Origin of the sequence: Anaerocolumna jejuensis DSM 15929, from assembly GCF_900142215.1 — a bacterium.
Lineage (GTDB): Bacteria > Bacillota > Clostridia > Lachnospirales > Lachnospiraceae > Anaerocolumna > Anaerocolumna jejuensis.
Window position 1 is genome coordinate 26,430 of sequence record NZ_FRAC01000044.1, and the last position, 12,291, is coordinate 38,720.

At 41.9% G+C, this 12,291-nt stretch carries 11 protein-coding genes and 1 pseudogene; 7 read left to right on the forward strand and 5 right to left on the reverse strand.

Annotated elements, in window-relative coordinates; all coding sequences use genetic code 11:
- Positions 1-131 precede the first annotated feature (131 nt).
- From BUB77_RS27370 to ppdK, 7 genes are all read left to right on the forward strand, one after another.
- On the forward strand, positions 132-3,080 hold the full coding sequence (locus BUB77_RS27370) for an insulinase family protein (RefSeq protein WP_073280358.1): 2,949 nt from the start codon (positions 132-134) through the stop codon (positions 3,078-3,080).
- A gap of 53 nt (positions 3,081-3,133) precedes the next feature.
- Positions 3,134-4,042 carry a GTPase Era gene (era, locus tag BUB77_RS27375; RefSeq protein WP_073280359.1) on the forward strand — a complete coding sequence of 303 codons (909 nt, stop codon included), beginning with the start codon at positions 3,134-3,136 and terminating at the stop codon, positions 4,040-4,042.
- A 103-nt stretch (positions 4,043-4,145) separates the two neighbouring features.
- A complete protein-coding gene (locus BUB77_RS29655) occupies positions 4,146-4,331 on the forward strand; it encodes a hypothetical protein (protein WP_139241343.1) in 186 nt (61 codons plus the stop codon).
- Positions 4,279-5,022: a DNA repair protein RecO gene (gene recO, locus BUB77_RS27380; protein ID WP_073280360.1), complete on the forward strand. Its 744-nt coding sequence runs from the start codon at positions 4,279-4,281 to the stop codon at positions 5,020-5,022. The genes BUB77_RS29655 and recO overlap by 53 nt, the downstream gene beginning before the upstream one ends.
- A 73-nt stretch (positions 5,023-5,095) precedes the next feature.
- Positions 5,096-5,692, forward strand: a complete 597-nt coding sequence (locus BUB77_RS27385) for a hypothetical protein (RefSeq protein ID WP_073280361.1) — start codon at positions 5,096-5,098, stop codon at positions 5,690-5,692.
- 45 nt (positions 5,693-5,737) lie between these two features.
- Positions 5,738-7,126, forward strand: coding sequence for a glycine--tRNA ligase (locus BUB77_RS27390; protein WP_073280362.1), 1,389 nt, complete (start codon positions 5,738-5,740; stop codon positions 7,124-7,126).
- Between the two features lie 237 nt (positions 7,127-7,363).
- A complete protein-coding gene (ppdK, locus tag BUB77_RS27395) occupies positions 7,364-9,985 on the forward strand; it encodes a pyruvate, phosphate dikinase (RefSeq protein WP_073280363.1) in 2,622 nt (873 codons plus the stop codon).
- Positions 9,986-10,263: 278 nt separating this feature from the next.
- Here ppdK and BUB77_RS30745 read toward each other — a convergent pair whose 3' ends face one another.
- The 5 genes and pseudogenes from BUB77_RS30745 to tnpB form a co-directional block, all read right to left on the reverse strand.
- Complete coding sequence (locus BUB77_RS30745) at positions 10,264-10,650, reverse strand: IS66 family transposase (protein WP_278277760.1); 387 nt, start codon at positions 10,648-10,650, stop codon at positions 10,264-10,266.
- Positions 10,651-10,751: 101 nt separating this feature from the next.
- Entirely contained in the window at positions 10,752-11,060 is a 309-nt protein-coding gene (locus BUB77_RS30935; protein WP_278277761.1) for an IS66 family transposase, read from the reverse strand.
- A gap of 40 nt (positions 11,061-11,100) precedes the next feature.
- Positions 11,101-11,400 carry an IS66 family transposase gene (locus BUB77_RS31095; RefSeq protein ID WP_408606446.1) on the reverse strand — a complete coding sequence of 100 codons (300 nt, stop codon included), beginning with the start codon at positions 11,398-11,400 and terminating at the stop codon, positions 11,101-11,103.
- Positions 11,327-11,854, reverse strand: a complete 528-nt coding sequence (locus tag BUB77_RS30615) for an IS66 family transposase zinc-finger binding domain-containing protein (protein ID WP_242962600.1) — start codon at positions 11,852-11,854, stop codon at positions 11,327-11,329. Before BUB77_RS30615 ends, BUB77_RS31095 begins: the two co-directional genes overlap by 74 nt.
- Positions 11,855-11,925: 71 nt before the next feature.
- A pseudogene (gene tnpB / locus BUB77_RS27410) lies at positions 11,926-12,216 on the reverse strand (IS66 family insertion sequence element accessory protein TnpB); the annotation flags it as partial.
- Positions 12,217-12,291 lie beyond the last annotated feature (75 nt).

Consider the following 12,291-nt stretch of genomic DNA (forward strand, 5'->3'; position numbering starts at 1 on the left):
CCTAAACTTAGGTTATACATGACATTACTGATAAAATATGGTATACTATCCATTAGTTTTAAAAAGGGAAGTCATTTTATAAGTGACAACAGGGGAAGGGATGGATTCCAAGAAAAATAAGGAGGTACAATATGGCCAGAAATATAAAAAGCAGCAAGGAATTAGGCAGCTTAACAGATTATGAGCTCCTTTCGGAAGAGGAGTTAAAAGACATAAATAGTTTTGGGGTACTGTTAAAACATAAGAAAACAGGTGCCAGAATAGCGATTGTTTCCAACGATGATAACAACAAGGTATTTTCCGTAGGCTTTCGTACGCCTCCCTTTGACAGCACAGGAGTAGCCCATATTATTGAACATTCCGTACTGTGCGGCTCCAGGGACTTTCCAGCCAAGGATCCGTTTATTGAACTTGCCAAGGGCTCTTTAAATACCTTTTTAAATGCAATGACCTATCCGGATAAGACCATATATCCGGTAGCCAGCTGCAACGAGCAGGATTTTCAAAATCTGATGCACGTATATATGGATGCGGTTTTCTATCCGAATATGTACAAGAAGGAGGAAATCTTTAAACAGGAGGGCTGGCATTACGAGCTGGAACACGAAGACAGCGAGCTTATTTATAATGGTGTGGTCTATAATGAAATGAAGGGTGCTTTCTCTTCACCGGAGCAGTTTCTGTTCCGTACCATTCAAAATGCCCTTTTCCCGGATACGGCTTACGGCGTAGAATCCGGCGGAGACCCTGATTACATTCCGGATTTGACCTATACAGGCTTTCTGGATTTTCATAAAAGATATTACCATCCCTCCAATAGCTATATCTATCTGTACGGAGATATGGATGTAAATGAAAAGCTTGACTGGCTCCATGAAAAATATTTAAGCCAGTTCGAGTATCATTATGTGGATTCCGAAATAAAATTCCAGGAGCCCTTTAAGGAGAGAAGGGATCTGACCACCTTTTATCCCTTAAGTGAACAGGAAGAGCTGGCTTCTAATACCTATTACAGCTATAATATGTCCATTGGCACCAGCCTTGACAGTGAATTGTGCATGGCTTTTCAGATACTGGAATATGTCCTGCTTTCTTCACCGGGAGCTCCACTTAAGCAGGCTTTACTGGATGCGGGCATTGGTAAGGACATCATCAGCAGCTTTGACGGGGACACCTATCAGCCCATATTCTCTGTTATTGCAAAGAATGCGGACATTAACCAAAAGGATGATTTCCTCAGGGTTATAAAGGCTACTCTGGAAAAAGTGGTAAAAGAGGGAATCGACGAAAAGTCCCTGCGTGCTGCTATTAATTACTATGAATTCAAGTACAGAGAAGCGGATTTCGGACAGTTCCCTAAGGGACTTATGTATGGAATCCAAATGCTGGGCAGCTGGCTCTATGATGATTCCAAGCCCTTTATCAAGCTGAATTCCAATACTCTGTTTGAAAATCTTAAGGATAAAATCAATACGGACTACTATGTCAGACTGATTGAAAACTATTTACTGGGCAATCCTCATGTAGCCCTGGTAACACTTGTGCCCAAGAAGGGACTCAATTCTGAAAAAGAAGAGAAGCTGAAGGGAAAATTACAGGCCTATAAAGAAAGCCTTTCCGGAGAAGAAATCCGGAAGCTGATAGAGGACACCAGCAGCCTGAAAGAATATCAGGATACGCCGTCTACGAAAGAGGAGCTTGAAAGTATTCCTCTTCTCAGTGTGGAGGATATCGATAAGAAATCACAGCCCTTTTACAATGAGGAAAAGGATGTGGATGGCATTACCATCGTGCACCACAATGTATTTACCAACGGTATTGCTTATATGAGGCTGATATTTGACCTGGAGGACATCCCCAAGGAGCTGACACCTTATATCGGACTTCTTTCCTCCGTCCTGGGACTTGTGGATACCGAGCATTACAGCTACCTGGAACTGTCCAATGAAATCAATATCCATACGGGAGGAATCAGCTGTGATTTAAGCTGTTATGGCAAAAAGAACAGCATGAACCAATACCTGCCGGCTCTGATAATGGATGTAAAGGCCCTCTATGAGGAGATGGACGATGCCTTTGATTTACTGAAGGAAATCATAAGCTTTACCAAACTGGAGGATAAAAAGCGCCTCCTGGAAATTGTATCCGAGATTAAATCCAGACTCCTTATGCACCTGACCTCCGCAGGACATTCTGCTGCTGTAGACAGGGCAATGTCATATTTTTCGGAAAGCTCCAGATTCAGCGAAGAAGTTAAGGGTATCGCTTTTTATAAATTTATTGAAAAGCTGGAAGCAAACTTTATTGAGGAAGCAGATGAAGTTATCCGCAAATTAAAGCTTTTAATGAACTATATCTTCCGCAAGGAGAATCTCATTATCAGTTTTACCTCCAATACAGAAGGCCTTGATACCTTAAAGGGCAAGCTGCTTCCTTTTGTAGAACAGCTGAAGGAAGAGCCTGTTGAAAAAGAAGAGGAGCATTTTGAATTAAGAAAGGCAAATGAAGGCTTTAAGACTTCCGGGCAGGTGCAGTATGTGGCAAGGACAGGTAATTTCCTGCGGGCCGGCTATCAGTACACCGGTGCCTTAGAGGTATTAAAGGTGATTTTAAGCTATGAGTACCTTTGGACCAATATCCGTGTTAAGGGCGGAGCCTATGGCTGCATGTGCGGCTTCTCAAGCATCAGCGGCAACGGATATTTTACTTCCTACAGGGACCCGAATCTGAAGGAAACCAATGAAATCTATGATAAAACAGCCGAATATATCCGAAACTTTACGGCGGATGAACGGGACATGACAAAATATATTATCGGAACCATCAGCGGAATTGATACTCCACGTACACCCCGCATGAAGGGAGACGCCTCCATGGGAGCCTATATTACAGGGCTTAAGGAGGAAGATGTACAAAGGCAGAGAGATGAAGTGCTTCATGCCACAAAGGAAGACATCCGAAAGCTTGCGGATATCGTAAAGGCTATTATGGACTGCGGCAATCTCTGTGTAATCGGCAGTGAGAGCAAGATTGAGCAGAACAGGGACTTATTTATGGAAGTAAAGAATCTTTCAAATTAAAAAGATAGAAATGAAGTAAAAACAAAGACAAAAGAAAGTGTGAAGAATCGTAAATGAAAAAGCAAGAATATAAATCGGGGTTTGTGACGTTAATCGGGCGCCCCAATGTGGGAAAATCAACCCTAATGAACCATTTAATCGGACAGAAGATAGCCATAACCTCTGATAAGCCCCAGACCACCAGAAACCGTATACAGACGGTTTACACAGAGGAGGGGGGCCAGATCATCTTCCTGGACACTCCGGGCATCCATAAAGCCAAGAACAAGCTGGGGGAATATATGGTATCCACCGCGGAGCGGACTATGAGAGAAGTGGATGTAGTGCTGTGGCTTGTAGAGCCTACGACCTTTATCGGAGCAGGTGAAAGGCATATTGCCGAGCAGCTGTTAAAGGTAAAGACCCCGGTTATTCTTGTTATCAATAAAGTCGATACCGTAAAAAGAGAGGAAATCCTGAAGTATATCGAAGCCTATAAGGACATTTACTCCTTTGCGGATATTGTACCGGTATCCGCACTAAAGGGTGAAAATACAAAGGAATTAATACGGACCATATTCAAATACCTGCCCCAGGGACCTATGTATTATGATGAGGATACCATCACGGACCAGCCGGAGAAACAGATTACCGCAGAGCTTATCAGAGAGAAGGCCTTAAGGCTCTTAAGCGATGAAATTCCTCATGGTATAGCGGTGGCAATTGACAGCATGAAGGAGAGAAAAGATGGCAGTATGATGGACATTGATGCGACCATTGTATGTGAAAGGGACAGTCATAAGGGTATCATTATCGGAAAAAACGGTGAGAAGTTAAAGCAGATTGGCATGCAGTCCAGAAGAGAAATTGAAAATCTTCTGGACATGAAGGTGAATCTAAAGCTGTGGGTCAAGGTAAAAAAAGATTGGCGTGACAGCGATTTTCTAATAAAGAACTACGGTTACGACAAGCGAGAAATTTAATCCGGACATTTGCAAGCTGGATAGTATTCCCGGTTTAAAACAGGCTTAATGTGGGTATGCTTTTAAGGTAATATAAAAGTCTGTTTTAGAAGGGGGAAATGATATGAGAAACAATGAGTATTGGGAAATATTTGCAAGAAGCGGAAACATACACGATTATTTAAGTTACATTGCTTGTACCGTAGAAAGAGGTATGGAAGTAAGAAACGGTAGCAAGAAAGAGGGTGGCAGCCATAATGACAGCAACGGCTGTGACGGGAATGGTTCTTTCAGCCATGCCCGTGGGTGAGTATGATAAAAGGCTTGTCATACTTACGAAAGAAAAAGGAAAAATCACTGCATTTGCAAAAGGCGCTAGAAAACCCGGTAGTGCCTTTTTAGCATGCAGTAATCCATTTTCCTTTGGAACCTTTGAGCTTTATGAAGGAAGAAGTGCCTATACGGTCCTGGCCGTCAATATTACAAATTATTTTGAAGAATTAAGAGTTGATGTGGAGGGCGCTTACTATGGAATGTACTTTTGTGAGCTGGCGGACTACTATTCCCATGAATTCGAAGACGGAGGAGAAAGCCTTAAGCTCCTTTACCAATCCTTAAAGGCCTTAAGCCTTGAGAATATCGGAAAACCACTGGTAAGAAGAATATATGAGCTTCGCCTGTTTCAGATAAATGGTGTGGCACCCCAGGTATTTGCCTGTGTAAAGTGCGGACGGAAGGAGGAGCTTGTATCCTATAAGGAAACCCTTTCCGGAGTACTTTGTAAGAACTGCCACACTGGCAGCAAGGATACTGTGAAGATATCGGAAGCAGCTCTTTATACCATGCAATACATATTAAGTGCTCCTTTGACAAAGCTTTATACCTTTACCGTATCAGGAGAGGTCTTACAAGAGCTTGAAACCTGTATGGATATCCATGCAAGGGAGCAGATTGATAGAGAATTGAAATCCTTAAAAATCCTGAAAATGATGCTGCTGTAATTTTAGGTTGAAATTAACAGTTTTTAAGGTTAAAATGATAAAGACTTTAACGATATCCAGATGGAGGAAAATTATGAAAAAACTCTATTTTAGTGCAGCCCTTTTGCTATGTCTTGTAATACTTGCCGGCTGCAGTAATAATAAAGAAATTGACACGAAAAATATCCAGAAAGATACCTTTCTGATAAAGAAAGACAGCAGTATCGAAGCCGGTACCGTGGAAAGCTTTGACAAAGGTTACTATGATGTCAAGGAGCTTGATAAATATATTACCAATAAGTTAAACCGGTATAATACGGCAGCGGGAGCGGAAACAGTTACCAAAAAAAGTCTGGAGCTTAAGAATTCCAAGGCAGTACTGGTTCTTACCTATAAGGCCCTGGCGGATTTTAACGGATTTAATAAGACCGATATCAAGCTGCTGACTACGGCAGATGCAATGAGTGGGGATACGGAGATTCCCCAGAGCTTTACGGCGGTAAAAAAGCATAAAACGGTGACAGCCGATAAGGCCCTGGAAAATAATAAATATAATGTGCTGATTGTAAAAGAGAATCTTGACGTATTACTGCAAGGTACTATAAAATATTATTCTGGCGGAACGCTGGTGAATAAGCATAGTATACAGACAGCTGATACAGGCAGTACGTTTATTGTTTACAAGCCGTAATGTAAGAAGGAATTAATAGAGTCTAAGGAGGCAGAGGGAAATAAGATGGAAAAGACAATGGAGAAAATAGTAGCCCTGGCAAAAGCAAGAGGATTTGTATATCCGGGATCTGAAATATACGGAGGTCTTGCCAATACCTGGGATTATGGAAATCTGGGAGTAGAACTGAAAAACAATGTGAAAAAGGCGTGGTGGTCAAAATTCATACAGCAGAATCCTTACAATGTAGGTGTTGACTGCGCCATCTTAATGAACCCTCAGACCTGGGTGGCTTCCGGACATTTAGGCGGTTTCTCCGATCCTTTAATGGACTGTAAGGAATGTCATGAGAGATTCCGTGCCGATAAGCTGATTGAGGACTATGCGGCAGAACATGGAATTACCTTTGAAAATGCCGTGGATGCCTGGTCTCAGGAAGAAATGAAGACATATATTGATGAACATAGTATAAATTGCCCTACCTGCGGCAAACATAATTTTACTGACATCCGCCAGTTCAACCTGATGTTCAAGACCTTCCAGGGTGTAACGGAAGATGCGAAGAATGTTGTATACTTAAGACCTGAAACCGCACAGGGTATATTCGTAAATTTTAAAAATGTACAAAGGACCTCCAGAAAGAAAATACCCTTTGGAATCGGCCAGGTGGGTAAATCCTTCCGTAACGAAATCACACCGGGAAACTTTACCTTCCGTACCAGAGAATTTGAACAGATGGAGCTGGAATTCTTCTGTGAACCCGATACGGACCTTGAATGGTTTGCTTACTGGAAGCAGTTCTGCATTGACTGGCTGTTAACCTTAGGGATGAAGAAAGAGGAGATGCGTGTCAGGGATCATGAAGCCGCTGAGCTTACCTTCTATAGTAAAGCTACGACGGATATTGAGTTCCTGTTCCCCTTTGGCTGGGGTGAATTGTGGGGTATTGCAGACAGAACAGACTATGATTTAACTCAGCATCAGAATGTTTCCAAGGAAGATTTAAGTTATTTTGATGATGAAAAGAAGGTAAAATATGTGCCTTACGTTATTGAGCCTTCTCTTGGAGCGGACAGAGTGACTCTGGCATTCCTTTGCGGTGCTTATGACGAAGAAGATCTGGGCGATGGGGATATCCGTACCGTGCTTCACTTCCATCCGGCACTTGCTCCTGTTAAAATTGGCGTGTTCCCTCTCTCTAAAAAACTTTCAGAAGGAGCGGAGAAAGTATATACGGATTTATGCAAGCTTTATAACTGTGAGTTTGATGACAGGGGAAATATCGGTAAGAGATACAGAAGACAGGATGAAATCGGAACACCTTTTTGTATTACCTATGACTTCGAATCTGAAACCGACGGCTGTGTGACAGTTCGTGACAGGGATTCCATGGAGCAGGAGCGAGTTCGTATTGAAGACTTAAAAGCTTACTTTGAGAAAAAGTTCGAGTTTTAGGAAATTCGATGGAAAAATGAAGTAACAGGCCTTTTATGAAAATAAGGAAATAAAAAATATAATTTTGTAAAAATATTGATAAAAATGTATATTGGCTCATTGCAAATGTGTAAAGTATAATTTTTATCATATATTAAAGGAAAAAAATCTTTCCTTATCTACCAATGTTATGTTATAATGCTAAGTGGTGACTAGAAAGTCAAAATATTGAAATTTTATTAGGAGGTAATTACCAAAATGGCAAAATGGGTATATTTGTTCAAAGAAGGTAAAGCAGATATGAAAAACCTGCTTGGTGGTAAAGGTGCTAACTTAGCCGAAATGACTAATTTAGGACTTCCCATTCCCCAGGGCTTTACTGTAACAACAGAAGCTTGTACCGACTATTATAACAGCGGAAAGAAAATTACTGATGAAATCAAAGGTCAAATCTTTGATGCACTCAAAATCTTAGAAGAACAACAGGGAAAGAGATTTGGCGATACAGAGAATCCTTTATTAGTATCAGTACGTTCCGGTGCCAGAGCTTCCATGCCTGGTATGATGGATACAATTCTTAATTTAGGATTAACTGATGCTGCAGTGGAAGGTTTTGCAAAGAAAACCGGAAACCCTAGATTTGCATACGATTCATATAGAAGATTTATCCAGATGTTCTCTGATGTAGTTATGGAAATCAGCAAAGCTAAATTCGAAAGAGTTTTAGATGAAATCAAAGAGAAGAAAGGTGTTAAATTTGACACTGAACTTACTGCTGATGATTTAAAAGATGTTATTGTTCAGTTCAAAGCTTTATATAAAGCTGAAAAAGGCACAGATTTCCCTCAGGAGCCTACAGAGCAGTTAATTGAAGCTGTTACTGCAGTATTCCGTTCATGGGATAACCCTCGTGCTATTTACTATAGAAGAATGAACGATATCCCTGGCGATTGGGGAACAGCTGTAAATGTACAGGCTATGGTATTTGGTAACATGGGTGATACCTCCGGTACAGGTGTTGCCTTTACTCGTAACCCTTCTACTGGTGAAGCTAAGATTTACGGTGAGTATTTAATCAATGCTCAGGGTGAAGACGTTGTTGCCGGTATCAGAACTCCTCAGCCTATTACTAAGCTGGAGCAGGACATGCCTGAAGTTTATGTAGAGTTCATGAGAATTGCAACACTCTTAGAGAACCACTACAAAGATATGCAGGATATGGAATTCACAATCGAAGACAAGAAGCTTTACTTCTTACAGACACGTAACGGTAAGAGAACAGCTCCTGCCGCTCTTCAGATTGCCTGCGATTTAGTAGACGAAGGAAAGATCACAAAGGAGCAGGCTATTTCAAGAATTGAAGCTAAATCCTTAGATCAGTTATTACATCCCGGATTTGACGTAGCAGCTCTTAAGGCAGCTAAGCCTGTTGGAAAAGCTCTTCCCGCTTCTCCTGGTGCAGCAGCTGGTAAAGTATACTTTACAGCAGAAGATGCTAAGAAGAATCACGAAAAAGGTGAAAGAGTAGTTCTTGTTCGTCTTGAGACATCCCCTGAGGATATCGAAGGTATGCACGCAGCAGAAGGTATCTTAACTGTTCGTGGTGGTATGACCTCTCACGCAGCCGTAGTTGCCCGTGGTATGGGAACAGCTTGTGTATCCGGCTGTGGTGAAATTAATATTGATGAAGAAGCTAAATACTTTACAATCGCTGGACAGACTGTAAAAGAAGGAGATTATATCTCTCTTGACGGTTCTACAGGAAATATCTACATCGGAGATATCCCTACTGTAGAAGCTGCTATCAGCGGTAACTTTGATAGAATTATGACATGGGCTGATGAAATCAGAACATTAAAGGTAAGAACAAATGCAGATACTCCTGCCGATGCAGCTAATGCTGTTAAGTTCGGAGCTGAAGGTATCGGCCTTTGCCGTACAGAGCATATGTTCTTTGATGCAGAGAGAATTCCTAAGATCAGAAAGATGATTCTTTCTAAGACTGTAGAAGCCAGAGAAGAAGCTCTTAATGAATTAATTCCTTTCCAGAAAACTGACTTCAAAGGTTTATACGAAGTTATGGAAGGAAGACCTGTTACTATCCGTTTCTTAGATCCCCCGTTACATGAATTCGTTCCTACAGAAGAAGACGATATCGTTGCATTAGCAAAAGATATGGGTCTTTCCGTAGAAGAAGTAAAAGCAACCTGCGATTCCTTACACGAATTCAATCCTATGATGGGACACAGAGGATGCCGTCTTGCCGTAACATATCCTGAAATCGCTAAGATGCAGACAAGAGCCGTTATGGAAGCTGCTATCGAAGTTAAGAAGGAAAAAGGCTTTGACATCATTCCTGAAATCATGATTCCTTTAGTTGGTGAGAAGAGAGAGTTAAAATTCGTTAAAGACGTTGTAGTTGAAACAGCAGAAGCTGTTAAGAAGGAAAAAGGCTCTGATATCGAATACCATATCGGTACCATGATCGAAATTCCTCGTGCTGCATTACTTGCAAACGAAATAGCTGAAGAAGCTGAATTCTTCTCCTTTGGTACAAACGACTTAACACAGATGACCTTCGGTTTCTCCCGTGATGATGCCGGTAAGTTCTTAGACGCTTACTACACCAACAAGATTTATGAGTCCGATCCTTTCGCAAGACTTGATCAGGACGGTGTTGGCCAGTTAGTTCAAATGGCAGCTGAAAAAGGACGTGCTACAAGACCTAACATCAAGCTTGGTATCTGCGGCGAGCACGGTGGAGATCCTTCAACCGTTGAATTCTGCCACAAGGTAGGATTAAACTATGTATCCTGCTCACCTTTCCGTGTGCCGATTGCAAGACTTGCAGCAGCACAGGCAGTGTTAAATAATAAATAAGATGAGATTTTCTCTGAGAGAAGAACGTAGTTTTTCTTGAGAATAAGTTAGAGACCCTTATATTGACTGAAAAAGTTGATGTAAGGGTTTCTTTTTGATATAATTTAAAAACTTTTATGTAATCTAAGTTCTCCCAGTTTATGATATTTGATAAACTTCCACTGTTGATTCGTTCCTGGATGATGGCAGTCCATTGCTCTAGAGTAAGCGCCTAATTTCGGGGTGTGCCTGAAACCGAAATCCGGGTCCTGTTGCTAGGATTTCGAAATGCGAGCGTTTTACTCCATTTTATTCTTGCAAAGATCCTGGACTGTTGCATTCCAAGGTGCAAGTTTTAATAGTTCCTCATCTGACATTTCCTTGCTTGGACGATGCTCCAGCAGGAACTTCAGATATTCGTATAGATTTAAGTCGTATGCTTTAGCCATATCTACCATGGTAAGGTAAAGCGAGTTGGCTGTTGCGCCATCAGGTGTATCACTAAAAAGCCAGTTCTTACGGCCAACTGTTACCGGACGGATGACATTCTCACTAAGATTGTTGCTTAAACTACATCGCCCATCCTCTAGATACGTCATAATGAAATCGCGGCGGTTCTGGACGTAGGTAATCGCTTTTTTAAGTTTGCTGTTGCTTCCGGGATTGACCTGATTCAACCACGCCAAAAAGCCCTCAATGACCGGTTTGTGATCTTTGAGGCGCCCGCTTCTGTATCTGCTTGTATGAGAACCCTTTTTCCTTATAAGTCCGTTCATACTCAAAGAGCTTATTGCAATACAGGACTCCCTGTACGGCTGTAATCCTTCTCATGTCCTTTCGAGATGGCCTCTAAGAGGTATCTCCGGATGTGAGCAAAGCAGCAACAACGGTTGGTTTCCTTTACTTTGTTATAGCCCTGATAGCCATCGGCCATGAGATAGAATCCAGGTTCAATTCCACTCAGGAATTGCTTCGCATTTTCTCCTGCTCTCGTAGGCGTGTAATTATAGAGAATGATGGGATCAAGTCCATCTTCGCAGGTGCGTACAACCCAAAGATAAGATTTGGAGTGTGCCCTTCGGTCTTTCTCTTTCAGGACCTGGACAGGGGATCGTCCATCATGAGAAACCTCCGCTTTAGAAGTTCCCGATGGAAGAAGTCATATAGTGGCCGAATATATTCCTTGCCAGTTGTAATAATCCAGTGGGCCATAGAGGTAGTCCAATCGGAGCGTTCATCTGCAGAAAGTCCTGTTCCTGACGGTACAGGGGTATATATAACCCATATTTTCGATAAATGATATATGCTAACAATGATTTAGAAGCATAGCTTCCGGAAATCAATGCGGGCTTTCCGTTATCTTTAATAAACTGTGGTTCTTCTGTCGCTTTGCATTCCGGGCAGGAATGTGGTAGCCATGTATTCAATCCGTTCAAGCTTTGGTGGAGTATATATCACTTCGCTTCGGACTAATTCGGTTCCAATAGGGACCATTTCCGTGCCACAGATCGGACATTTCTTCTCTTCATCGGTGAGAGTGTCCACCGCGACCTGCCTGATAGGAATGCCATCAAACTGTTCCTCCAGAGAAGGCTTAGGCTTACGGTTCTTCTTCGGGGCAGGAACGATTTCCGGCTCGATTCGTTCTACCGGCTTTTCTTCTTCTGGAAGACCGCCGAAGAGACTTAACTGGCCAGCAATATCATCCATACGGCGCTCACTGGATGAGCCGAAATACTTTTGGCGGAACCACGCTGACTCAGCTTTGAGATTATCATTCTCCATCTGTTGTTTGACAATCGTCTCGTTAAGAGTCTTGATGGTAGTATTCAGCTCGGAAATCATATCTTTAAGCTCTATGAATTGGATATCCTTACTACTGTTTGCCATGTTTTTGCTCCTTCATCAACTACATTTAGTATACCATAAAAGGAGATAAAAATCCAGTAAAGTCAATGGTTTCATGCATGTTTCAATGCTTTTGGCTGTTCGATTTCAAGCCCTGACATGAGCCAGTCGAATTGCTGCCAGGTAATGGCGTTTACCTCACTGCGGTTTCTTGGCCAGCGATATTTGCCCTTTATAAGATCAAGTTTCTTATAAAGCAAAACGAAACCATCTGGCTCTCGAAGTAAGACTTTGATGCGGTCGCATCTCTTACCGCAAAAAAAATAGATAGAGCGGCCATCTGGTTCGGCTTTCAGCTGGTCCAAAATGATAGCATAGAGACCGTCTATCGCTTTTCGCATATCGGTATACCCACATTATCTTAATGTTTGGATAATGTGGCTTATCCTCATAGAATTATTATCCTCATCTTTTCATTA

Bases quoted from the DNA above. Each gene is read 5' to 3' on its own strand.
- BUB77_RS27370 (WP_073280358.1), top strand. From the start codon at position 132: ATGGCCAGAAATATAAAAAGCAGCAAGGAATTAGGCAGCTTAACAGAT.
- era (WP_073280359.1), top strand. From the start codon at position 3,134: ATGAAAAAGCAAGAATATAAATCGGGGTTTGTGACGTTAATCGGGCGC.
- BUB77_RS29655 (WP_139241343.1), top strand. From the start codon at position 4,146: ATGAGAAACAATGAGTATTGGGAAATATTTGCAAGAAGCGGAAACATA.
- recO (WP_073280360.1), top strand. From the start codon at position 4,279: ATGACAGCAACGGCTGTGACGGGAATGGTTCTTTCAGCCATGCCCGTG.
- BUB77_RS27385 (WP_073280361.1), top strand. From the start codon at position 5,096: ATGAAAAAACTCTATTTTAGTGCAGCCCTTTTGCTATGTCTTGTAATA.
- BUB77_RS27390 (WP_073280362.1), top strand. From the start codon at position 5,738: ATGGAAAAGACAATGGAGAAAATAGTAGCCCTGGCAAAAGCAAGAGGA.
- ppdK (WP_073280363.1), top strand. From the start codon at position 7,364: ATGGCAAAATGGGTATATTTGTTCAAAGAAGGTAAAGCAGATATGAAA.
- BUB77_RS30615 (WP_242962600.1), bottom strand. From the start codon at position 11,854: ATGGCAAACAGTAGTAAGGATATCCAATTCATAGAGCTTAAAGATATG.